The sequence below is a fragment of the Nonomuraea sp. NBC_00507 genome, from assembly GCF_036013525.1.
Classification (GTDB): Bacteria; Actinomycetota; Actinomycetes; order Streptosporangiales; family Streptosporangiaceae; genus Nonomuraea.
Genome location: NZ_CP107853.1, coordinates 12,076,401 through 12,099,464 on the forward strand (window position 1 = coordinate 12,076,401; position 23,064 = coordinate 12,099,464).

21 protein-coding genes are annotated in these 23,064 nt (G+C 68.2%); 9 read left to right on the forward strand and 12 right to left on the reverse strand.

The features are described from left to right. Window positions 1-14: 14 nt before the first annotated feature. The 3 genes from OHA25_RS57045 to OHA25_RS57050 are packed head-to-tail and all read right to left on the reverse strand — an operon-like array spanning window position 15 to window position 2,460. The gene (locus OHA25_RS57045) at window positions 15-755 is read right to left on the reverse strand and encodes a thioesterase II family protein (RefSeq protein WP_327585128.1); all 741 of its coding nucleotides are present in this window, start codon (window positions 753-755) and stop codon (window positions 15-17) included. Continuing rightward, window positions 752-946 carry an acyl-CoA carboxylase epsilon subunit gene (locus tag OHA25_RS61740; RefSeq protein WP_442942252.1) on the reverse strand — a complete coding sequence of 65 codons (195 nt, stop codon included), beginning with the start codon at window positions 944-946 and terminating at the stop codon, window positions 752-754. The genes OHA25_RS57045 and OHA25_RS61740 overlap by 4 nt, the downstream gene beginning before the upstream one ends. Continuing rightward, the gene (locus tag OHA25_RS57050) at window positions 946-2,460 is read right to left on the reverse strand and encodes an acyl-CoA carboxylase subunit beta (protein ID WP_327591198.1); all 1,515 of its coding nucleotides are present in this window, start codon (window positions 2,458-2,460) and stop codon (window positions 946-948) included. The genes OHA25_RS61740 and OHA25_RS57050 overlap by 1 nt, the downstream gene beginning before the upstream one ends. 312 nt (window positions 2,461-2,772) lie before the next feature. On the opposite strand from OHA25_RS57050, the gene OHA25_RS57055 reads away from it, so the two are divergent. From OHA25_RS57055 to OHA25_RS57070, 4 genes are all read left to right on the forward strand, one after another. After that, on the forward strand, window positions 2,773-3,372 hold the full coding sequence (locus OHA25_RS57055; RefSeq protein ID WP_327585129.1) for a TetR/AcrR family transcriptional regulator: 600 nt from the start codon (window positions 2,773-2,775) through the stop codon (window positions 3,370-3,372). A 204-nt stretch (window positions 3,373-3,576) separates the two neighbouring features. Next, on the forward strand, window positions 3,577-4,617 hold the full coding sequence (locus tag OHA25_RS57060; protein WP_327585130.1) for a MupA/Atu3671 family FMN-dependent luciferase-like monooxygenase: 1,041 nt from the start codon (window positions 3,577-3,579) through the stop codon (window positions 4,615-4,617). 34 nt (window positions 4,618-4,651) lie between these two features. Next, complete coding sequence (locus OHA25_RS57065; protein WP_327585131.1) at window positions 4,652-5,173, forward strand: flavin reductase family protein; 522 nt, start codon at window positions 4,652-4,654, stop codon at window positions 5,171-5,173. A 265-nt stretch (window positions 5,174-5,438) separates the two neighbouring features. Continuing rightward, a complete protein-coding gene (locus tag OHA25_RS57070) occupies window positions 5,439-6,215 on the forward strand; it encodes a DeoR/GlpR family DNA-binding transcription regulator (protein WP_327585132.1) in 777 nt (258 codons plus the stop codon). Window positions 6,216-6,673: 458 nt separating this feature from the next. Here OHA25_RS57070 and OHA25_RS57075 read toward each other — a convergent pair whose 3' ends face one another. After that, window positions 6,674-8,092 carry an ankyrin repeat domain-containing protein gene (locus tag OHA25_RS57075; protein ID WP_327585133.1) on the reverse strand — a complete coding sequence of 473 codons (1,419 nt, stop codon included), beginning with the start codon at window positions 8,090-8,092 and terminating at the stop codon, window positions 6,674-6,676. 293 nt (window positions 8,093-8,385) lie between these two features. After that, a complete protein-coding gene (locus tag OHA25_RS57080; protein WP_327585134.1) occupies window positions 8,386-9,339 on the reverse strand; it encodes a LysR family transcriptional regulator in 954 nt (317 codons plus the stop codon). 121 nt (window positions 9,340-9,460) lie between these two features. On the opposite strand from OHA25_RS57080, the gene OHA25_RS57085 reads away from it, so the two are divergent. The 3 genes from OHA25_RS57085 (at window position 9,461) to OHA25_RS57095 (ending at window position 12,312) form a co-directional block, all read left to right on the forward strand. Next, window positions 9,461-10,690: an MFS transporter gene (locus OHA25_RS57085; RefSeq protein WP_327585135.1), complete on the forward strand. Its 1,230-nt coding sequence runs from the start codon at window positions 9,461-9,463 to the stop codon at window positions 10,688-10,690. Window positions 10,691-10,749: 59 nt separating this feature from the next. Continuing rightward, entirely contained in the window at window positions 10,750-11,583 is an 834-nt protein-coding gene (locus tag OHA25_RS57090) for an alpha/beta fold hydrolase (protein ID WP_327585136.1), read from the forward strand. Window positions 11,584-11,673: 90 nt separating this feature from the next. Then, entirely contained in the window at window positions 11,674-12,312 is a 639-nt protein-coding gene (locus OHA25_RS57095; protein ID WP_327585137.1) for a maleylpyruvate isomerase family mycothiol-dependent enzyme, read from the forward strand. 394 nt (window positions 12,313-12,706) lie between these two features. Here the strand turns inward: OHA25_RS57095 and OHA25_RS57100 are convergent, their stop codons facing one another. Continuing rightward, window positions 12,707-13,669 carry a hypothetical protein gene (locus tag OHA25_RS57100; protein ID WP_327585138.1) on the reverse strand — a complete coding sequence of 321 codons (963 nt, stop codon included), beginning with the start codon at window positions 13,667-13,669 and terminating at the stop codon, window positions 12,707-12,709. Continuing rightward, window positions 13,666-14,217 (reverse strand): RNA polymerase sigma factor, encoded by a 552-nt coding sequence (locus OHA25_RS57105; RefSeq protein WP_327585139.1) that lies wholly within the window; start codon window positions 14,215-14,217, stop codon window positions 13,666-13,668. The genes OHA25_RS57100 and OHA25_RS57105 overlap by 4 nt, the downstream gene beginning before the upstream one ends. A 651-nt stretch (window positions 14,218-14,868) precedes the next feature. Here OHA25_RS57105 and OHA25_RS57110 point away from each other — a divergent pair. Next, a complete protein-coding gene (locus tag OHA25_RS57110; protein ID WP_327585140.1) occupies window positions 14,869-15,327 on the forward strand; it encodes a hypothetical protein in 459 nt (152 codons plus the stop codon). Between the two features lie 250 nt (window positions 15,328-15,577). Next, a complete protein-coding gene (locus OHA25_RS57115; RefSeq protein WP_327585141.1) occupies window positions 15,578-16,747 on the forward strand; it encodes a DUF6461 domain-containing protein in 1,170 nt (389 codons plus the stop codon). A 1,006-nt stretch (window positions 16,748-17,753) separates the two neighbouring features. On the opposite strand, the gene OHA25_RS57120 is transcribed toward OHA25_RS57115, so the two are convergent. The 5 genes from OHA25_RS57120 to OHA25_RS57140 form a co-directional block, all read right to left on the reverse strand. Next, on the reverse strand, window positions 17,754-18,335 hold the full coding sequence (locus tag OHA25_RS57120) for a hypothetical protein (RefSeq protein WP_327585142.1): 582 nt from the start codon (window positions 18,333-18,335) through the stop codon (window positions 17,754-17,756). Between the two features lie 69 nt (window positions 18,336-18,404). Further along, window positions 18,405-18,641 carry a hypothetical protein gene (locus OHA25_RS57125; RefSeq protein ID WP_327585143.1) on the reverse strand — a complete coding sequence of 79 codons (237 nt, stop codon included), beginning with the start codon at window positions 18,639-18,641 and terminating at the stop codon, window positions 18,405-18,407. Next, window positions 18,638-19,273: a DUF2306 domain-containing protein gene (locus OHA25_RS57130; RefSeq protein ID WP_327585144.1), complete on the reverse strand. Its 636-nt coding sequence runs from the start codon at window positions 19,271-19,273 to the stop codon at window positions 18,638-18,640. The genes OHA25_RS57125 and OHA25_RS57130 overlap by 4 nt, the downstream gene beginning before the upstream one ends. 101 nt (window positions 19,274-19,374) lie before the next feature. Beyond that, window positions 19,375-20,064, reverse strand: a complete 690-nt coding sequence (locus tag OHA25_RS57135; RefSeq protein WP_327585145.1) for a hypothetical protein — start codon at window positions 20,062-20,064, stop codon at window positions 19,375-19,377. A gap of 122 nt (window positions 20,065-20,186) precedes the next feature. After that, a complete protein-coding gene (locus tag OHA25_RS57140; RefSeq protein ID WP_327585146.1) occupies window positions 20,187-22,904 on the reverse strand; it encodes a LuxR C-terminal-related transcriptional regulator in 2,718 nt (905 codons plus the stop codon). Window positions 22,905-23,064 lie beyond the last annotated feature (160 nt).

Consider the following 23,064-nt stretch of genomic DNA (forward strand, 5'->3'; position numbering starts at 1 on the left):
TCGTAATCTCAGCGCTACCGAAAGATGTTCTCGGTGATCGTCCGCATCACCGCGGCGGCTTGGGAGTTCAGATAGAAGTGACCCCCGGGGAAGACCTGCAGTTCGAACGGGCCGCTGGTGTGCTCTTTCCAGCGCATCGCCTCGTCCATCGAGACATGCGGATCGGAGTCGCCGACCATGGTGATGATCGGCGCGTCGATCCTGACGTCGGCCGGGCAGCGGTAGGTCATGATCGCCGTGTAGTCGCCGCGCAGCGAGGGCAGGATCATGTCCACGATCTCGGGGTCGTCGAGCATGCGCGAGTCGGTTCCGCCGAGCCGGCGCACCTCGGCGATGAGCGCCCGGTCGCCTTCCTGGTGCACGGTCTCGGTACGCAGGCAGGAGGGCGCGCGCCGGCCCGAGGCGAACAGCACCAGCGGTGAGACGTCCCTGGCCATGAGCCTTCTGGCGGCCTCGAACGCGACCACAGCGCCCATGCTGTGGCCGAAGAAGGCCATCGGCTGATCCGCCAGCGGGAGGAGCTCCTCCGCCACGTGGTCCGCGAGGACGCCGATGTCCTCGATGCACGGTTCGTGGCGGCGTTCCTGCCGGCCCGGATACTGCACCGCCAGCACATCCAGCCGCGGCGACAGCTCCTTGGCGACCGGGTGGAAATAGGACGCGGAGCCGCCCGCGTGCGGAAAACAGATCAGGCGGGTACGCGGTGCCGGCGCGGGCTGGAACCGGCGCACCCATATTCCGGTTTCTGTGCTCACCCAGCGCCCCTTCCATTGATTTCCCTGGACGCCCACGAATTCGGCGCCCGAAACGCCTCCGGCGCATTCCAGGCGGGCGGCCTGCTCGTTCTCGTCGCTAATTTGTGTCTGAGTGCCACCATTACCGCGGCCACCTCTTCCTGATCTGGCTCGCCGCGTACGAAATGGAGCATGACGTCGTCGACGGCCATCACATCGGCAGGTTTCCGTGCTTGCGGTAAGGCGTCTCCGCGCTCTTGGAACGGAGCATGGACAACGACCGCGCGAGGATCGCCCGGGTCTCCGCCGGGTCGATCACGTCGTCCACCAGGCCGCGCTCGGCGGCGTAGTAGGGGTGCATGAGCTCCTGCTGGTATTCCTTGATCCGCTGGGCGCGCGCCGCCTCCGGGTCGCCGGCGGCGGCGATCTCCTTGCGGAACACGACGTTCGCCGCGCCTTCGGCGCCCATGACGGCGATCTCATTCGTCGGCCAGGCGAAGGACAGGTCCGCGCCGATGGAGCGGGAGTCCATCACTATGTACGCGCCGCCGTAGGCCTTGCGCAGGATGACCTGGATCCGGGGGACGGTCGCGTTGCAGTAGGCGTACAGCAACTTCGCCCCGTGCCTGATGATGCCGTTGTGCTCCTGCTCCTTGCCCGGCAGGAAGCCGGGCACGTCGACCAGGGTGACCAGCGGGATGCTGAACGCGTCGCAGAACTGCACGAACCGCGCCGCCTTCTCCGAGGCGTGGATGTCGAGTGCGCCCGCCATCGCGGCCGGCTGGTTGGCGACGATGCCGACCACCTGGCCATTGATCCGGGCGAGGGCGCAGATGACGTTGACCGCCCAGGAGGTGTGCACCTCGAAGAAGTCCCCGACGTCGACGATCTCCCTGATGACCTTCCGCATGTCGTACGAGCGGCTGAGATCGGCCGGCACCACGTCGAGCAGCGCCTCGCAGCGCCGGTCCGCCGGGTCGGCGCTCGGCAGGTCGGGCGGGTGCTCGCGGTTGTTGGACGGCAGGAGCGACAGCAGGAAGCGGACCTCCTCCAGGCAGTCCTGCTCGCTGTCGTAGACGAAGCTGGCCGCGCCCGAGATCGTGCCGTGCACCTCGGCGCCGCCGAGCCCGTCGTGGCTGATCTTCTCGCCGGTGACGGCTTCGACCACGCTCGGGCCAGTGATGTACATCTGGGAGATGCCGTTCACCATGAACGTGAAGTCGGTCAGCGCCGGCGAGTAGGTGGCGCCGCCGGCGCAGGGGCCGAGCACCACGCTGATCTGCGGGATGACCCCTGAGGCCTGCACGTTGCGCTGGAAGATGCCGCCATAGCCGGCCAGTGCCGTGACGCCCTCCTGGATGCGGGCGCCGGCTCCATCGCTGAGGCTGACCAGCGGCGCACCGGTCGAGGCGGCCAGGTCCATGAGTTTGTGGATCTTCTCCGCGTGCGCCTCGCCGAGGGAGCCGCCGAAGATGCGGAAGTCGTGGGCGTAGACGAAGACGGTACGGCCGTGCACGGTGCCCCAGCCGGTGATCACACCGTCGGTGTGCGGGCGCCGGTCCTCCATGCCGAAGCCGCTGGCGCGGTGCCTGCGCAGGGGCTCGATCTCGGTGAAACTGCCGTGGTCGAAGAGCAGGTCGAGCCGCTCTTCGACGGTGAGCTTGCCTCTGGCTCGCTGTTGTTGCGTGGCCCGGTGGAGATCGTCGCCGCGGGCTTCCTTACGCATGCCGAGCTCGGCGACCTTCTCGCGCAGGTTGAGAGTCGCATCCAGGCCGGTTTCTGTGGTCAGAGTCACGTCGTGTATATCCTCTCGGCCAATCAGCAGGGATATTCGACAAGGTGCCATTGGTGTGTGCGCAGGGGTGCCCCGCCGCATGCACGCCTCATTCCAGCCGATGCGGTCGCGATATAGCTACGGGGTCCGCCCCCTAACTATTCGAAGGTGATTCCCCTATGGAATCCCGCCCCGGTACCCACCACATTGAAATAGGGGGCGATAAGGGTTGTGCGCGCACGGCGGCGGGATATCGTTCGTCGGATGAGTGCCTCGCAGCCCATGACGCTCACTGCATACCAGCAGGCCCAGCAGGTCAGCCAGGACGCGGTCAGAACGGCAATTCTCGATCGGGCGATCTCGCTGCTGACCACGCACGGGCATGCCGCGCTGACGGTACGGCGGATCGCGGCGGAGGCGGGTTGCTCGACCAAGGTGCTGTACACCCTGTTCAGCGGCAAGGACGGGCTGGTCGACGCGCTGGGGCGGGAGGGTTTCGCCCGTCTCGGGCGCGCGCTGGAGCGCGTTCCGCACCATCGCGATCCGCTCGCCCATCTGACCGCGCTCACCCTGGCCTACCGCGCGCACGCCCGTGCGGAACCCGCCTACTACGAGATCATGTTCGCGGGCTTCGCGCCGGGTCCCGAGGCCTCATGGGCCGCCCTCGGCATTCTGGAATCGGCGTGCGCCGCGTGCGTCCAGGCCGGCCAGGCCATCGGCGACCCCCGCCAGATCGCCGTCCAGCTGTGGACCACGGTGCACGGCGCGGTGAGCCTGGAGCTGTCCGGCTTCGTCGGCCGCGAGCACGGCGATCGGCTGCTGGCGGCCCCGCGGCTCGAAGCCCTGCTCAACACCGGACGATGAGGTACCCACAGGGGCCCACCCCTAGCCACCCCATGGCGGGGTCCCGGACATCCGGTTAGGGGGCGGATCCCGTAGCTATGCCATGACCTCGTCGGCTGGAATGAGCCGTGGACCCTGCTGTCTCCTCCCGCTCCCGGCGCGCCGATCGCCCCTAGCCAGCTCACCAAGGGGACACCACACCAGGCAGCACGTAAGGAGAGACCGTTGGACTTTGGCCTGTTCTATTTCGCCGACGACGTCAGGACGGGAACCGACCAGTACCGGCTGCTGCTGGAGGGCGCCAAGTTCGCCGACACCCACGGGTTCTCCGCGGTGTGGACGCCCGAGCGGCACTTCCACCAGTTCGGCGGCCGTTACCCCAACCCCGCGGTGACCGCGGCGGCCATCGCCGCTGTCACCGAGCGCGTCGCGATCCGCGCGGGAAGCGTCGTGGCCCCGCTGCACCACCCGGCCCGCATCGCCGAGGAATGGGCAGTGGTGGACAACCTGTCCGGCGGCCGGGTCGGCATCTCCTTCGCCCCTGGCTGGCACCTGGTCGACTTCGCGCTGCGGCCCGAGAACTACGCCGGCCGCAGGCAGGTGATGATGGAGACGATCGACACCGTACGGCGCCTGTGGCGGCAGGAGACGGTGGAGCTGGTCGACGGGGCGGGAGAGCCGGTCAAGATTCAGACCTATCCGGCCCCGGTCCAGCCGGACCTGCCGACGTGGATCACCAGCTCGGGCAACCCTGAGACGTTCCGCCAGGCAGGCGAGCTCGGCTTCGGCGTCCTCACGCACCTGCTCGGCCAGAGTCTGGACGATCTCGTACGCAAGGTCGCTGACTACCGCGAGCACTTCGCCAGGACGCATGGCGGCACGGGTCACGTCGTCCTGATGCTGCACACCTTCCTCGGCGAGGACCGGGCACAGGTACGAGAGGTCATCCACGAGCCCTTCAGCGACTACCTGCGCAGCTCGATCGGGCTGATCATGCAGGCGGCCGAGGAGCTGATGCCCGGCATCGACCCGGACTCGATGGATCCCGAGGACCTCGAGTTCCTCGTGGAGATGTCGTTCGACCGGTATTTCGACACCGGCGGCCTCTTCGGCACGGTCGGCGACGGCCTGGCCCTGCTGGGCTCCCTCCAGGAGATCGGCGTCGACGAGATCGCCTGCCTCGTCGACTTCATCCCGGACACGGACGCCGTGCTCGACAGTCTGCGCCATCTCGACCGGCTCAAGCGGGCCTGGGAAGCGCGCTGACCGGCTTCACCAGGGAGCAGTGATGATCGATAGCTTGAGACTGAGGCGCGTGTTCGGGCACTACCCGACGGGGGTCGTCGTGGTCGCCGCGTTGTCGGACGGCGAACCGTACGGTTTCACGGTCAACTCCTTCACGTCCGTCTCGCTGGATCCCCCGATCGTGGGATTCTGCGCCGCTCACACGTCGAGCACGTGGCCGCGGATCCGGGATGCGGGCGCGTTCACGATCAGCCTGCTGAGCGTCGGGCAGGAGCAGGTGTGCCGGTCGTTCGCGGCCAAGGGCTCCGACCGGTTCTCCGGTGTCGAATGGTCCATGAAGGAGGGCGGCCATCCGGGGATCGACGGCGCGCTCGCCTGGATCGACTGCGTGCTGGACGACTGCCACCTGGTGGGCGACCACGAGCTGATCCTCGCCAGGGTGGTCTCGATGACCACGAACGACGTCGACGACGACCCGCTCGTCTTCCACGGGGGACGCCTGGGCCGGCTCTGCGCCGGGACCTTGGCGACGGCGTCCGGAAACGCGCGGGCCTGCCGGGGGTCGCCGGCCTCGTAGCCTCGCGACTCGTGCTCACCGCGGCTCGTGCTCACCGCGGCTTGTGTGGTCACGGACGCCGCCGAGGTGACGGTGCGGTTCGACGACGAGTGGTCAACCCGACCGCGATACCGATCCTCGGCACGCCGACCGGCCCTTGGAACGGGATGCTGTGGCGCGGCTGGCCGCGGCGTTCGGCGAGAGCCGGCCGCTACCCCATGTTGTCACTATAAATTCAAAAGATGGTCGAAAAGAGCCAGCTTATGGGGCTCTATAGTGAGGCGCCATGGGCGAGCATCACGACACCGAGGCGAGCCAACGCTACGCCTCGGCGCCGAGCCGTCGCGAGGCCATTCTGCGCCGTATCGAGCTCGACGGATACGTCTCGGCCACCGACCTGGTCACCCAGCTCGGCGTCTCCGCGAACACCGTCAGGCGTGACCTGCGCAGGCTGGCCGGCGACGGGCTGGTCCGTGCGGTGCGCGGCGGGGCCGCTCCGGCGGAGCCGAGCGGCGCCATGCCCTTCACCGACCGATCCGCCCAGGCGGCCGCCGCCAAGCGGGCGATCGCCGTCGCCGCCGTACGGCATATCGAGCCCGGCACGACCGTGGCCCTCGACTCCGGCACCACCACGTTGGAGATCGCCAAACTGCTGCCCGCCGACGCGGGTCTCACTGTGATCACGCACTCGCTGCCGGCCATCGCCGTACTCGCCCCCAGGTCGGACATCTCGTTCATCGGAATCGGCGGCCACTATGGCAGGGACACCCGCTCCTTCGGCGGGCCCGAGCCCCTGGCGGCCCTGGAGCACCTGCGCGTGCGCACCCTGTTCCTGTCCGCCGCCGCACTCGACGGATCCGGCGTCTACGGCTCCAATCCATGCGAGACCGACATCAAGCGCCGGTTCATGTCCATCGCCTGCAGCACCATCGTGGTGGCCGACGTGGGCAAGTTCTCGATGAGCGCCCCGATCAGGGTGCACAGCTGGGAGCCGGTCGAGCGCCTGGTGACCGACGCCGTGCCGGACGGGTTCAGCGCGGTTCCGGTAGAGATCGCGTCGTAGGCGCCCGGCTCAGCCGACCGGCTTCTTGACCGAGACGGGCATGGTCGGGACGGACCTGGCCGGACTGGTGTCCTTCTCGCGCCAGGCGCCACACCCAGGGTGTCGGCGTTGAAGAACCTTAACCGCGCAGGCGCGTGAGCGCCTGAGGGGTCAGGTGTCGCGCGAGCTCGTCGCGGAGTGCCACGATCTGGGCAACGAGCGCATACACAGCTGAGCGCCTCCATCGCTCCATTCCGCGCTGGACCGAAGCTGCCCTGTGTCCTACCGCCAGATCGGCGCGCCGATTCGGCATCGTCGAAGATCGCTGGGTGCTCGCGGGATGGCCGCACGTCCGGATACGTGGTGGCCGTCCACCTGGACTTGAGTTGACCGCTCAGCGGGAACGCTCAACGCGATCGATGCCGGGAGGCTGCCAGCCCGCTCCCCTCGCCACCGCCATCTCAACGGAGAGCAGGTCGTTACTGGTTCAAAAACTCCGCAACCTCCGCGTGGCCGGCATACTGCGCCCATTGCAGTGGCGTGGCATGGTAATCAGAGTCCCGTTTCGACCGGTCAGCGCCGAGTTCCACTAGTGCTTCGGCCATGGCCAGGTCGCCGGCCAGGGCCGCCTTGTGCAGTGCCGTCCACGGCAGGGCCGCGTTGACGTCGAAGCCCAGCCGGCAGGCCAGCCGCACGGCCGGCGTTCGCCCATATGTCGCGGCCTTGATGAGCAGATCCCGCCGTTGCGTCAGCAGGCGCTGGACCAGTCTGCGATCGCCGCTCACCAGGCGTTCGAGCTGCTCGCGATCCCCTCGCATGATCGCCGCCTCGGCCGAGTCCAGACCGCGCAGCGCGCCGGAGGCCCCTGCGGCGGCCAGGATCTGTGCCGTCTCCGTATGCCCGCCCAACTGCGCCGCCTCCAGCGCCGTGTGGCTGCCGAAGGCGGGGTGGCCCTTGGCGTTCACCGGCGCGCCGTGCGCGAGCAGGCACCGCACCCGGCGTGTCTGACCATGCAGCGCGGCCATCACGACCGCGCTCTCCAGCATGCGGGCCGGTGCGTCCAGCACCTGCCCCAGCCTGGCCCGCCACGGCCCGCCGCCTCCGTGGCCGAGCCCGAACTCCAGCAGTAGCTCCAGGTAGCCGGTGTCGTCGCCCAGAAGTCCGCGGTTGTACAGTGCTTGGCCGTCGTTGGCGTCGGCACCGGCCTCCAGCAGTACTCGGGCCACCTGCAGGTCCTGCGGGTGCGCCGGCTGTCCGAGTTCCCCGCCGCCCAGTGCCCCGGTCAACGCGGTGAACGGCGGCGCCAGCCCCTCGAGAAGGTAGCCGGCGTTCGGATCGGCCCCCGCCTGAAGCAAGACCCGCGCGGTCCCGGCGGCGTCAGCCTGAGGCACTCGCGAATAGGTCAGGTACAGAAGGGGCTCCCAGCCGAACGGGCCGCCCTGTGCCCGCGCCAGCGTGGGCTGAGCCGCCACCGCACGTTCGACTCCCGCCGCATCGCCGGTCGCCGCCAGCGTCCATACCGACGCAACGGCTATCTGCGGATTCGCGGCCAGCAATCGGACCGCCGCCTCGTACCGGGCGGGACCGTTGTAGGTCAAGCAGGCCAGTCGCAGGAATTCGGCCGCCAGGTCGGCCGACGGCCCTACCTCATCAGGTCGGCGCGCGAACTCCCCCACCATCGCCATGTGGGCGCGCAGCCGCGCCCAGCTCGTGAAGCCGTACTTGCGGGCCACGACCAGCTGTGCGCCGGCCAAACGCAGCTCTGACAATGACCCCGGGTGCAACGCCTCCGCAGTCGCGAGCGCGCGAGTCTCGCCCGCACGTACGCCACGCAGTAGCTGCTTGGCCTCGTTCTTCAGGTGCTCGAAGCTGGGGTTTTCGGGCAGACGGTTCGCCACGAAGACCTCCCTTTCGGATCTTGCCCGACGTCCGCATCTTCGGGCCGAAAAGGAGGAATGACACCATGAAACAGGCTAGGAATCGGGTGAGCTGAGCCCTTTCCGCGGACCGGGTGCGCCCCGCAGCGCCAACGCGAGCCTACCCCATCATCCCGTTTCAGGAGGATCGCGAAAGCGTCTCACGCCACCGATCACAGCTGGCTTGCCGTCCATGTGTGTGAGAAGGAGCGGCAGGCCGAGCAGACGCCGGCCACGCGGATCTGCAGTCGCATCCCCGTGGAGGTGACCGATGGTCACCTCAACCCGGTCGGCCGGCTTGCTTCGGGTTCGGGGAGCCAGGCGTCGTCCGGTGCCGACAGCCAGTCGTGTGTGGCGGTCAGGTCGTCCACTGCCTCGTGGAGGGCGCGCAGGCCGGGGTGATCGAGGTCGGCGCGCCACACCATCGTCCAGGGGAACAGGGCGACCGGGTCGTTGAGCGGACGCAGGACAGCGCCGGGTACGGCCGGCTGAGTGGTCATGGTGAGGATGGGGGCGCTGCGGTCGCGGATGTGCTGGCCGAGCTCATCGCCGCCCTGGACGTGTGGGTGTGCCATGGCCGGATCGACCCCGAAGGGCGCCAGCAACTGGAGCACTGCGTGCTCCCAGCCCGGTGTCGCGTGGTTGCCGGCGCGGATGCACACCCCGGTGCCGCGCAGCGACTCCAGTGACACGACGTCCATCCGGGCCAGCGGGTGGTGTTCGGGCAACAGCACAGCGATGGGCTCGTACCGGACAACGCGGTAGCGCACCCCCTTGAGCAGCCCCGGATCGCGGCCGAACGTGACATCCAGCCGTTCGGACAGCACCAGCGGCACAGCCGCCTCGGTGCCGGTGTGGAAGCGGGCGAAGAACTCCACGCCTGGAGCCCGCTCACGCGCCGCCGTCAGCACCAGCGCGGGGGTGAGGCCGGAGCCGACGACGTCGACGGTCAATGAGCGTGGCTGGCCGCGCAGGTCCAGCACGGTCGAGTCGTAGAGCGCCAGGATTTCTCGCGCCCGGCCCAGGAGCAGACTGCCTGCCGACGTGAGCGTGACACGGCGGGTGGTGCGCTCCAGCAACCGGACGCCCATCCGATCCTCCAGGCGCTGGATGTCGCGGCTGAGGACCTGCTGCGCCAGGAAGAGCCGTTGGGCGGCACGGCTGAAATGCAGTTCCTCCGCCACAGCAACGAAGTTGCGCAGCAGCCGCATCTCCACGTCGTCAGGCACGGCTCCGTTCTACCCGATTAACACACTTGGCGCGTAAGTATCACTCGAACAAGTGTTGGACCCTGCGCGGTGGCGTCGGCCAGGATCGCATCACGAGATCCACCGTGGAAGGGAGGGCATCATGGCCGCACGAGGCACGATCACGGTCCACTACGGATTGACCGGTGTGCTGAATGCGTTGTGGGGCGCCACACTCCCCGCCACGGACGCACGGCTGGACCTCGGTGCAGGGCTGCTGGGCGGCCTCCTGATGGCCCTGGCCGCCGGGGCGCTCGCGGCGATGCCGGTTGCCGGATGGCTGGCTGATCGGTGGGGCGGGCGGCGCGTGCTGAAGGCAGCCGCTCCGGCTGCATCGTTCGCACTGACCGGCCCCGCCCTCGCGGCCTCCGTCGACTCGCTGATGATCGCCGCCGCCGTCCTCGGAATGTCGATGGGGGTGCTCAACGTGGCATTGAGCGTTCAGGCCGTGGCCGTCGAACGTGCGCTGGCGCGGCCCATCATGGCAACGATGCACGGCACCTGGACGCTGGGTGCGGTGGCGGGCGGCGCGGTGGTCACGACCGCTCTTCGTGTCGGTACGGACGCGCGGCTGCTGATGGCCGCCGGTGCCCTCACGCTGGCTCTGGCCATGCTGGCGGCCGGCGGCAAGCTGGACGAGCCGACGCCACCGAACCCGGATGTCCGAGCGGAAAGCTGCACCGTACAGAGGTCTGCGCCGCTCCGCCCAGGGCTGGTGATCGCCCTTGGGGTGGTCGGTGCCGCCGCCTTCATCACGGAAGGCGCCGCCACGGACTGGGCAGGTGTGCACGCCACCCGGACACTCGGTGGCGATCCGGCGACAGGCTCGCTGGTGTACACGGTCTTCTTCGCGGCGATGACGCTGGTGCGTTTCGTCGCGGACGCCGTACGCGCCCGGCTAGGCGCCGTACGCACCATCCGGCTGGCCGGCGGCGCCGCCACCGCCGGATATGGGCTGGTGCTGCTGGCGGGCGCACTACCCGCGGCCGCGTCGACGCGCGTGGCATGCGCCATCGCCGGTTGGGCCCTCGCCGGGGCCGGCATGGCGGTGGTGTGGCCGATCGTGACCAGCCTGCTCGGAGCCGCCGACGGGAGCGCTCAACGGCTCTCCATGGTCACCACCATCAGCTACGGCGGGGGCCTGATCGGACCGGCGCTCATCGGCTACGTCGCCACGGCGGTGACGCTACCGCTGGCCCTGATGATCCCGGCGGTCTTGGCCCTGGTCGTGGCGGCCGCGGCACCGCTCCTGTTCGCCGCGGTCATCCGGACCCATACCACCACTTCTCACGCTCGCCGTGGAGCCGATGCCCCCGTTCCACGACATGACTGACCTGCCCGGCCGCATGGTCGGCCGGAACTCCAACCCCATAACCAGAAGGACTCACTCCCATGACCCAGTCGTCGGCCGTTCGCGCCACCAGCCACATCATCGAGATCCCGGGCGGACGCCTGTATTACGAGGTACGCGGTCAGGGTCCGCTCGTGGCGCTCGTCGGCGCCCCGATGGACGCCACCTCCTTCGCGCCGCTGGCCGACCTGCTGGCCTCCGACCACACCGTGCTCACCACCGATCCGCGCGGCATCAACCGCAGCCCGCTCGATGACCCCGGCCAGGATTCCACCCCGCCGCTGCGCGCCGTCGACCTGTCCCGGCTGCTGACACATCTGGACGCCGGACCGGCCACGATCCTGGGCTCCAGCGGCGGCGCGGTCACCGCCCTGGCACTGGCGCAGATCCATCCCAAGCAGGTCCGCACCGTCATCGCCCACGAACCCCCGCTGATCGAGCTGCTGGCAGATCGTGAGCGGCTCCACGCCACAACCGAGGACATCATCGCCACACACCTCGCCGGCGACGTCGTCGGGGCCTGGGCAAAGTTCATGGCCCAGGCCAACATCATCATGCCCGAGGGCGCGTTGGAGACGATGTTCGGCGGGGATCGCAATCAGCAGCAAGTCGCCGACGAACGCCGCTGGTTCGCCCACGAGCTGCGGGACACCACCCGATGGCAGCCTGACCTGGACGTCCTGCGCGCGACCCCGATCGACATCGTGGTCGGCATCGGCGAGGACTCGACCGGGCAGCTGTGCGACCGCACCTCTCGGGCGCTGGCCACGGCACTGGGCCTAGAGCCCACGCCCTTCCCCGGCGACCACACCGGCTTCGCAGAGGACCCCGATCGCTTCGCCACCCGGCTGCGGGAAGTCTTGCGCGAGCGCTGAAACCGGAACATCTCCGCCAGGACCAAGACACCAACCGGGGACGTACGCGAGGCCGGGCTCTGGGCATTCCTGACACAGCGAAGGATAGACGTGAACGAGATTTGGGCCGTGGTCCACGCCGAACGGGCGGCGCTGATCCGGGACCTGGAGACACTCCCCACCGAGCGGTGGGCCACACCGTCACTATGTCCCGGCTGGGACGTTCACGACGTAGTGGCCCATCTCGCAGATGACGCCAAGACCACCCGCCTGGGCTTCCTTCTGCGTCTTGCCGCCGCCCGCTTTGACTTCGACCGCTACAACACCGCGGGAATCGCGCGGGAGCGTACCGATGAACCACAACTCACGCTCGCCGCGTTCCGCGCGACGAGCCACAGGACCACCAGCGCCCCAGTGCCGAAGGCCACCCGGCTCGTCGAAGCGTTCGTACACGGAGAAGACATCCGGCGCCCTCTGGGCCTCAACCGGGACTATCCGGTCGCGCACGTTGCCACCGCGCTTCGTTACCAGATCAGCACCGGCGCGGCGCTCGGCGGAGGCAAAGAACGAGCACATGGACTGCGCTTGATGGCGACCGACGCGAGTATCGATGCCGGCGAAGGACCGGAGGTGCGCGGCACCGCCTTGGCGCTTCTGCTGGCAGTGTCCGGGCGGCCCATTGGCTCAGATGAGCTCACGGGCCCAGCCGCCCCAGCCCTTACCCGAAACGGAGGACCTCACCATGGTTGACAACAAGAGACACTGCCGCTGGCGGAGTTCCTGCAGCAGGCACGACAACGTGTGTCACCCTCAGCAGCCATGCCTTGAGCGGCGCGACCGGCGTGGCCACACTGATCCGCAGCCACTGGGCCATCAAGGCCCTGCCACGCTGCCGCCAGCCACTACCGCGGCCATCCCTCAGACGGTCTTCAAAGGCCGGCTCCCCTAGACGCTTTCCGAATGCCCAGGAGGTGTACATACCGGGACGGCGAGGACTTCGACGTCGACTGGTGCCACCTGCTCTTCCTGCGGCCCGCTGATCGGTACGGTCCGCGGGCCGCAGGGGATACGGCACTCGTGAAAGCGGCGATGGCCTGGGACCACCTCGACGAGTGCCGTGGACCTGCCCGGCATCGGGGGCCGATCAGTTGTAGAGGGGGTTGTCCGGAAGCCTCTCCGGGGTGACGAGGAGGCGGACGTGACCGGGCTTCACCGGCTCGGCGTCCCAGACCCGCCAGTCCCGGCCGACCTCGTCCTCGGGGACCGGCTCAAAAGACAGGGACGTTCTGGTCGGCTCCCCGCCGTCCGAGGGGCCACCCCCGGAGGCACCGCCGGAGACGCCGGCGCCCGTGTGGATGCGGCTGTAGGTGACGGTCAGGTTCCGCTTGCCGATCTCGGGAAGCAGCTCGACCACCGTACGGCCGTCCCTCATGGGGACGCCTTCAAGCGCCTCACCCGGCGCGGCGGCGGAGGCGTCGTTCTGGTAGGACTCACCGGCTTTCGCCTCGCGGCCGATCTCGACCTCGGCATGACCGGTGAGGTCGGCGGAGACGCGCAGGGTCATCCAGCAGCTCCCGCTAGTGCACTCGTCGACCTCCATGCTGCCCGACAAGCCGACGGACTCGGGTGATCCGGTGCCGCCGGTGGGCTCGGCGGATCCGATGCGGCCCACCTTGCCGACACCGCTGGGCGAGGAGGGCACCAGGCGAAGATCGACGTCCAGGCCCACGGCGGCAAAGGCCTCGGTGAACCTGCGATGGTCGGCGTAGGGGTCTTTGATCCTGGCCACCCATTTGTCGCCTTCTCGCTGGAGCTCGATGGCGGAGTTGGCGTACACGGTGGCGTCCGGGCCGGCGAGCAGGCCGGGCCCCAGTACCACGACGGCCGCGGCGGCACCGGTCACGACTGCCGCAGCCACGGCCAGACGCGCCTTCCCGCGGCGGACAGGACGTGGCGCGGCCCCGCGCGCCGTGTCGGTCGCGGGAGTGATGTCGCCGGCGACGATCGAGGTGAACAGGTCCCGGGCGGCGTCGGTGGACGCCTGGCCGTCCAGAGTCTCGTCGCTGACCTTGGCCAGCCGGTCCAGGATGGGGCGGGTGTCAGTCATGGGTTCCTCTCTGCCGAGATCCTCGTTGCCGGAGCGGTGTGGTGCGCGGAGAGGCCGGCGCGCCCCAGGGCGCGGGCCAGCCGTTTACGCGCGCGGAAGAGCCGAATGCGTACGGCGTTGGACGAGCGGCCCAGCACCTGAGCAATCTGGGCGGTGTCCAGGCCCTCCCACGCCAGCAGGGACAGCACTTCACGGTCCTCTTCCGGCAATGACCGGAAGACGCTAGTGATGGCCAAGAGGCCGAGACTCTCTTCGGGACCCGGGAAGAACGGGGCTATCGTGTCGGCCAGCGCCTGCCGGTGATGCCGGCGGCGCCGCTCCCCTCGGTAGTGGTTGGCCAGGGCCATGCGGGCCACGCCGTACAGCCACAGCGTGGCCTCTTCCCCCGGCGGCACGTCCTCGATGCGACGCCAGGCGATGGCGAAGGTCTCCGCCACCACATCAGAGGCGTCCTCAGGCGATTCACAACGGCGAACGGCGTAGCCAAGGATCTGCTTGTAGGAGCGGTGATAGACCTCTTCAAAACGTTTGACACGCTCATCTTCCACAGGCGAATCCCATGGTCGGCCTCCTCGGGGGGTGGGGTCAGCTCGGATCTTCACTCATCCGGTTCATGTCCGAAGAGGCTGGAGCTATTTCAAATACGTCTGCACATACGTCGAGACGCGGACGCGATCGGCTTGAGAGAAACGACGGGCCGCGGGTCGTGCTCGCGACGGGACCGGAGTCCGAACGTCCGATCCAGACCGTTCGATCTACCCCCATGATCTCGCACAGCTACCACGACGTTCACACCCGACCGCCACCACACCAGCCTTATCTACCTGCGAAAACAGGATGGAGGCCTCTCGCTGATGCCCGATGCGGTCGCCTCTTTCCTGACATGCTGCTTCCACGCCGAGATGACGGGCCGGATCAGCTCCCACCTCGTCGGAGAGATCGCCGGAGCATGGCATGCGCTCGCCATGATTGCCAGTTGAGCGCATCTACACCCTGACATCGCTTCTTAGTCGCTGGCAGATGGGGCTACAGCGCTCGGCGACGGCCGGGCGGACCGCGGACGAGCCTGCCGGGTGTGATGTCCACCGCGCACGCCGAGGGCGCACTGAAGGAACTCCACCATCCGACATAGGGATCCCGGCCACACGGCAGCGCATCACTGACAGGAGATGTCAGCGGATCCTCCTTACGGTTCCCCTATGAACAACAACTTCGATTGGTTCGTCGGTTCGTGGACATCCCAGCAGCGCCGCCTGCGCGAGGTTCTTGTCGGCTGCGACGACTGGTACGAATTCACCGGCATGTCCACATGCTGGAGCGCGCTCGGCGGCGCCGGTCACATCGACGAGGTCACCTTCCCAGAGCTTGGGACCGGCGGGGTGACGTTACGCCTGTACGACAAAGAGCGGGACGAATGGGCGCTCTACTGGGCGACCAGCAAGAGCGGTCTGTCTCTGCCGCCCGTGGTGGGCCGGTTCGGCGACGACGGGCGCGGCATTTTCCTCGCTGACGAGTCATATCAGGGCAAGCAGATCAAGGTCCGTTATATGTGGCTAGATATAACCGCGTCGTCGGCCCGGTGGGAGCAGGCATTCTCCACTGATGGCGGCATCACGTGGGAAACCAACTGGATCGCGGAATTCACCCGCGCGAGCTAGACAGAGCGTTTCGTGTTCGGGGACGGCGGGAGCCGATTCCGGGACGACAAGTTCATCGGCGGAGAGGGAATCATCGACCCAGAGCGTCAAGGGCGCCGACACCGTCCCGTGCACCTCGCGTGGCTACGATACGAATAAGATCAACGCCCCAAGCGGTTCAACGTCACCGACACCCTGGGCCTGAGCTCGCTCCAGTTGACGGTACTTCCAAGCCTGCCCGCCCAGCTTCTTCATCTTTGCGGATGAGGTTATGAATTCACTTCGATACGCGTACGCGGATGCCCGCGCATATCTTCCAGATGATGGGTGCATCAGCTGGATCAGGGGTTACACCCTCGAAGACGTGGTACGAATCTTCGGCGGTGATGAGTCGTCGATCTCACCGGCGACATTCCAGGAGGTGGAAGAGGAGGCCTGGGATTTGCTCGGCGAGGAGGACAACGGCGAGAGTGATCGGGCGGTGATGCTGGCGGCCCGGCATCAGGACTGGATCATCCTGCTGGAGATCTTCTATGGTCGCGCGCCGGACCATCTGCAGGCGATGTCGGCCGATGGCGCGGCACTCGCCGTGCGATGGATGCAGCACCGGCCGGATATGGTCACCTATTCCGAGGCTGGGCGCCTGGTCGCCGACTTCGACGCCGGAAACCCGAATTCGATGACCCCGCACTCGGGTCATCAGTGGCTGCGTGCGCTCCCCGTGGCGGTGGAGGACTGGGCAGACGACGGTCTGGCGACCGCGTTGGCGCTGGGTGAGGAGCTGAGCGGCGTTCGCATCGATCGGGAATGGCTGAGTCGCCGGCATCTGAGGGTGGCACGCGGCGACATGCCCGTGCGGCCGCGGCCGTTCGAGGTTCCCTTCGAGATTGACGGCGTCTTACGGCCGTTCCTGGACAGTGACCCCGGCCTAACGACGATCGCGCGCAACCCCACGCCCGGACATCGTCATGACGTCATCAAAATGATCATCGATATCGCTCTCCGTTACGTGCGTGCCGAGACCGCCCTCGAAACGGAAGCGCTACGTCTGATCGCAAGCGGCATCAGGAACGAGCACACCGAACGCCTGCGAGGTGATCTCCTGGCGGAGGCCGATCAGATCAAAGACCTGATGAACCGCGCCGAGCAGGCCGCGATCATCCAAGGAATGCGGCATCGGGAGCCGTACAGCAAGCCCGGCTCCTCCGGCGATCCGGACTGGGCCATCTACGTCCCATACGTCAATGGTCCGGCCGACGTGCACCGGGGCAAGCAGCTCACCCTGCTGAGGATCCTGCGACTGGCCCTCGACGAAGACTGCGACTCCACGCAACGGGCCGCCGAAGAGTTGAGGGCTCTCGGGCTTGGGCCGGAGGATGGGATGAAGTCCTCCCTGCTGCGAGACCTGGCGTACTACATAACTCATGGAAAGAACCTTTGACGCCGGTCAGCGGGCAAGCCGTCGTGATCAGCGTCGGCTCGGCCTGCTTGCCTAGCGTGCTCAGCCGCTTGAAACGCCTTCGCCTGGTGCCGATAGGCGGGAACCGCTCGACACCCACTCCAGCCGGTCCCGCCACCGGTCTTCCGCCGTACGGAACGGCATCCTGATTCGCAGGTACAGCCCGTGGAAGACTCCCTGATCCGGGTGGTTCAGGAAAAGCTTCAGCGCATCCCCGGTCGTGGAGTCCGACAGGGCGAACGTGATGGTGAGGTACTGGTCAGGCTCTCGCGGAGTTCCTCAGCGGCCAGAACCGGCCTATGTCGACGAGAGCCTCCGCCGTCGTCCTCACGACGACAGCGTCTACGCGATGGCAGGGGTCATTATCGACGCGTCGCACCGTGACGAGGTCCGCACCACGCTGGAGGGTCTCCGCCGAGGCAAGAGCCCTCACCTGCGCCGGCGTGACGAAACCCCCCGCCCGCCAGCGGCTCATAGCGACTACTCTCACCGAACTTCCCATAGCCGGCATGGTCACTGTGCACTTCTACAGCGACGGACACCGCACCGAGCGAGCCCGGCGGCGCTGCCTCGAACCGCTTCTGATCGAGAACGATCGCGCCGGGGCGGTCAAGGTCGTCATTGAATCGCGCGCGCCCGAGCAGGACCGTCTCGACCGAGGACTCCTCACCGGACTCCGCAAAGCGACCATCGTGCCCAAAAGCCTGGCGGTCACCTGGCAGCCGTCGAGCAGTGAGCCACTGGTGTGGGTGGCCGAAAGGCCGGACACCCGATTCCATCGGGAGGCCCGGCCTCACTTCCGCACCCCAGAGGGATTGGCAGTTCCCAGTGTTGCTTCACCGAACGTAAGCAGGCAAGCGCTATGCGAAGGGATACCGACCAGACAGGTTACAGCAGCGCTCGGAGCTGCGTTGGCTTTGGCGGGCGCGGCGAATACACATCAGTGGTTCGCCCCGACCAGCGGTTCGTCGGCGACCGCGTGGTGTGCCTACGTGACGATGCGGCTGGAGCGGTCGAACAGCCAGATCGCGAGCCAGCCGATTCCCACGGCCATGGTAACGAGTCCGAAGTCCAGCGCCGCCTCGGGCACGAAGGCTCGCAGCGACACGGGTACGGCGCCGACGGCGTACAGGACCAGCGGTGTGGTGGGGACCTCGCGGGACCGGAGCATGGCCGCGACGAAGGCAAGGGTTCCCAAGAGGAACAGGATGGATGCCGCGGTCAGCGCGATGCCGAGCGTGCCGTCGCGGAGCGCACCAATCGTATGGTCCGGGAGGTCGTTGAAGACGAAATTGATGACGAACTCCACGCCGACCAGCGCGGACAGGGCGAATGCGTTCAGCAGGAAGGCGACCAGGCCGAAGGTGCCGGCGCGGCGACCGAAGGCGAGGTAGAGGGCGGTGACAAGGGCCAGCGCCAGGATCTGGGCGAGCGGGGCGACCAGTTGGGTGAAGGCAGAGGTCGGGATGACCTCTGCGCGCTTGGCGGCATTGATGAGCAGGACGACGGCGCTTCCGCAGCCAGCGGCTGCGGCGATGCGATAGAGCGTCGCAGGGACGGGATGGGACATGGCTTTCTCCAACGGTTTCGATGGTTGACGGCTCCCGGCCGGTGGCCAAGGGGCTGGTGGAACGAGGAGTCAGGGTGCGTCGATGACCTCTACCGAGATCAACGTGGCGCCAAGGTCGCGTACCTTGGCGAGCAGGCCGTGGAGTGCCGCTTGGTCGGGCACGAGACCGCGCAGGGTGGTCGACCCGTCGTTCTCGTGGGTGAGGGTCAGATCGTCGAACCATGCGGTCCAGTGGTCGTCGAGGTGACCGTCGATCCGGAGCTCGTAGCGGGCGGGCGCCTGTCCTCTGCTGCCCTGGTCGCTCATCGGGACTTCACGACCGGATCTGCGGACCGGCGGGCCGGCTGCCAACGGATGAACCACTCGGCGACGGCAAGGTTGATCGTCCAGCCCGCGCCCTGCAGAAGGGCCTCGCTGAGGTCGCTCTCCCCGAGGATCGTCTCCCCGATGCCGAGGGTGAACACCTGGGTGCCGGCGCCCAGGGCGAGGGCGTAGGCGCGGGTCATCCACACGCGGTGCCGGGCGACGTCGCGCCGCTTGATGGCGAGGACGCCGAGGACGAGGATCGCGGCCATGCCCGATCCGGCCAGCAGCCGGAACGCGAACAGCAGGTCACCGCCTTCAGCGCGGGGATAGAACAGCGTCAACCACAGCGCGGACAGCGCAACGACCATGCCGGCGAGGACGAGGAGGCGTCCGGAGGCCCGATGCCAACCGGCTCTGCGGCGGCGGAGCCCGGCGCCGAACTGGAAGGCGCCGAGGACGGCGTACACGATGACGCTGACGATGTGCGCGACCAGCGGCACGGGTGAGGGGTCGTTGACGCGGGAAGGCAGCAGATGCGGGCCGCCCGACAGTTCGATGAGTCGGGCCGAGCCGGCCAGAACCGGGGCCAGGCTGAGCGCGACCAGCGCGGCGGGTACCCGCCAGGTCGACACGCGGCGCCGGACCGGCCGCCAAGACTGGGCCGGAGCTGCCTTCTTGCCAGAGGTTGGACCATGCTCGGGTCGGTTTACCGCGAAGGACCCGGTTCGGGACGTCACTCGACACCGGCCGCGTCGAGCCGCGCTCTGGGGTCGCTTTGCACGGACTCATGGGAGGTGCCACGCTGTTCGCGCCAGAGCGAGTACCCGAGGCCGGCCAGGGCCAGTCCGACAGGGAATGCGAGCAGCCGGTCGAGTGCGTGCGGGAGAAGAGGCACCAGGAGTGTGGCCACAGCTCCGACCGCGAGCAGCAGGGCAGCCCACCGCGCGAGGATGCGGGCCCGGAAGAGCGCGACACCGAACAGCAGACCGCCGAGCAGGTAGCCGACCGCCGACACCAGATTGGCCACCGGCAGGGGCCCCACGGCGCCGGTGACGGCAGCACCGGTGAAGGTCGCGAGGAAGTCACCGACATACTGGGGCGCCTGATCCGCGAGCGGCGGCAGGACGAACACCTCGACGAAGGTGACCGCAATCGTGAGCATGAAACAGGCTCCGAACAGCAGGAACCCGACCAGGCCCAGCACGCCGGTCTCCGTCACCTGGCGGAGGTACAGCCCGGTGAGCCCGACCAGCAGCAGGACGGACATCGCCATGGTCAGGATCGCGGTAACGGTCCAGGCGGTCGTTGTGACCGTTGCGACGTCCTCGTGGGGATGGATCAGCTGGATGAGGATGAACAGCAACCCTCCCACCACGGCCGCCAGGCCGGCCGCACAGGTGAGTCTGGTGGTGGTAACGGACATGACGCTTCCCTCGCTTCGAGTCGCCGTGGCCAGGTGCCGCGGATGACTCGGAATCTAGGAAGCAAGGTGGTGACCGGGCATCCCCACACGATGTGATTGACGTGGTGAGAGCGGCGGCAGGGCTAGAGCAGGCCACGCTCCCGGGCGCGGCTCACAGCCGCCGGGCGGCTGTTGACGTCGAGCTTGGTGAAGATGTGCTTGGTGTGGCTGCGAAAGGTGTTGAGCGAGATGAAGAGCTCGCGGGCGATCTCCGGCCCGCTGAGGGTGCTGTTGAGCAGTCTGAGCACCTGCAGCTCGCGCTCGCTCAACCCCACTGCCGACGGTGGTGTCACCTGGTCCGAGGCGTCTTCGCTCGGAGTGCGGGCACGGAGCATGCGACGAGCATGGTCGCCGAGTCGGCCACGTTCGTCGGCGGCGTGCAGCAGCGAGACCATGGGCTCACCCTCATCGAGGAGGAGCCGGCCGTAGCCTCCCGGTTCGGGTGTCTGGCCCAGGGCTCGTTCCAGCGCGTCGAGCGCGCGGGCCAGGTCGCCCTGGGCCTGGTGTGCGAGCGCTTGCAGCATGGCGATCTCGAGGAGACTCCCTGGTCGTGCGGCCTGTGTCGCGGCCTCATGCAGCAGGCCCAACAAGCCGACCGCCTCACGGATGGTGCCGGCGTCCGGGTGGCTGCGGTGCTGCGCGATCAGCAACCGCACCACAGTGAGGTGGTCGAACTCGCGGAGATAGCTGAGGTCATCCATGGCGGGCAGGCCGCGTTCGCGGGCCCAGTCGGCGGCCTCCGAGAGCTTGCCCTGGATGATCCGGATGCGCGCCCTCATCGCCGCGATCGGCCGTACGTCGGGGAAGAACCCGCGCACGTAGAGCCGCTCAGCCTGGTCCAGCAGGGAGATGGCTCCGTCTGGGTCGCCGTCCGCTTCCCGGATCCGCGCCATCGCCAGGAACCACCGGTGCCGGTTCTCCGTCATCTCGGCCCGCTCCCCGAGCGCCTTGGCGGTCTCGAGGTGTTGGGTCGCGCCTGCGAGGTTGCCCAGCTCGCGGTCGAGCTCGCTCAGACCGACATGTAGGTCCGCGGTCGGGAGCGGCAGGGCTGTGCCGTGGGTATCGCCGTGGGCAGTGGCCTCTCGCAACGCAGCCTCGTAAAGCCCGCGTGCCCGTTCAGGTCGTCCAGCCGCGAGCCACATGTCCGCCAGGACGATCGTGCCGCTCAACGCGTCGGCAAGATTCCCGGCTGCGCGCAGGCTCCGCACAGCCTCGGAGAACGTCCGCAGACCTGGCTCGATCTCGCCGTTCGCCCAAGCTGCGAGCCCGAGGAACCCCGCGGCGGCGCCACGGGAGAGGTGGGCGCCCGGCCCGGCCATCTCGAGCGCTCGCTGCGCGTGCTGCGCCGTACCTGCTGCGTCGCCGCGGGCTTGCGCGAGCGAGGCACGGTATATGGCCAGGGTCACCGGGAGGGTGCGGAGCTCCTCGTTGCCGGCGTCCGGGGTGCTGCCGGCGGCGAGTGCCCTTTCGGCGTCGTCCAGGCGGTCTTCGACCGCGTCGAGGTCACCCGAGACCATCAGCCTCCAGCCGTAGAAGACGCTGAGTACGGCGCTGCGCCGGACCACGTCGTCGGGGAGTGCGGCGAGCCAGCCGAGGAGCATCGCGTCCTGCCGGTTGCGGCGCAGCGCGGGCAGGGCCAGCTCCATCAGGTGGGCCGCATGATCGAAGTCCCGGGCAGCCAGGGCGTGCCGGACGGCGTCCTCGGCGAGATCATGGCGCTCGTACCAGTCGCTCGCGCGCCTGTGCAGCACCGGGATCAGTTCGGGTTCCTCGCTGCGCAGGCGCGCGCGGAGCATGTCGGCGAACAGGTGGTGGTAGCGGGACCACTCCCGTTGGTCGTCCAGGGCGACGACGAAGAGGTTGCCGCCATCGAGGTTCTCCAGCATCGCGGCACTGTCGGTCCGTACGGTGACGGCGTCGCACAGCGGCGCGGCGAGGCGGTCGAGGACGGCGGTGTGCAGCAAGAACGCGCGGACGTGCGAGGGCTGGTGCCGCAGCACCTCGTCCACGAGGTAGTCCAGGACGAAGCGGTGGCTGCCGGTGAACGCTCCGATGAATCCGGAGACGTCGACATGGCCGCGCAGCGAGAGGGCGACCAGCTGGAGTCCGGCGATCCAACCTTCGGTGCGGGTCTCGAGTGCGTCGACGTCGGAGGTGGAGAGACCGAGGCCCATGACCTGGTTGAGGAAGCTCATCGCCTCGTCCGGTGTGAAGCGCAGGTCAGCGGCGCGCAGCTCGACCAACTCGTCGCGGGTCCGCAGGCGGGACAGTGGTAGCGGCGGATCCGAGCGGCTCGCGATAACAAGGTGCAGCTGCGGGGGCAGGTGGTCGAGCAGGAACGTCATCGCCTCGTGCACCGGCCGGGCGTCGATCACGTGGTAGTCGTCGAGCACGAGCACGATCTGCCCGGCGGTCTGCGCCACGTCGTTGATCAGTGCGGTCAGGGACGCCTCAACCGGGAGCGCGAGCGTGCCGTGAAGGAGGCCGAGCGCCTCGTAGCCGAGGTCCTCCTCCAGTCCCTGCAACGCGGCCACGAGGTGGGTCAGCAGACGTGGAAGGTCGTTGTCGCCGTCGTCCAGCGACAGCCAGGCGACCCGCGCCGCGAGCTGACGTCGCGTGGTGTGCTCGATCCAGTCGGTGACCAACGTCGTCTTGCCGAAGCCGGCGGGCGCCGAGATGAGTGTCAGCCTCCGGCCGGGATCCAGCGCAGCGTCCAGCCGGTCGATCAGCCGCGGCCGAGCGACCAGTTGAGGGCGTCTTGCCGGCGCAAACACCTTGGTGGCCAGCACCGTCGTAGGCATCTCCCGACTATCCCTCAGTTCGGTGCTTCCTGCTGGCAGGCATCAAGGTTGCTCCGCCCGCGCGGGGGGGCAGACACCGCGCTTGCGCCAGAGGAATGTCCTGCTTTGGTCGGCCTCTTTGGAGACCAAGGTTCGATGCGGGGGCGTGCACGTCGTTCGT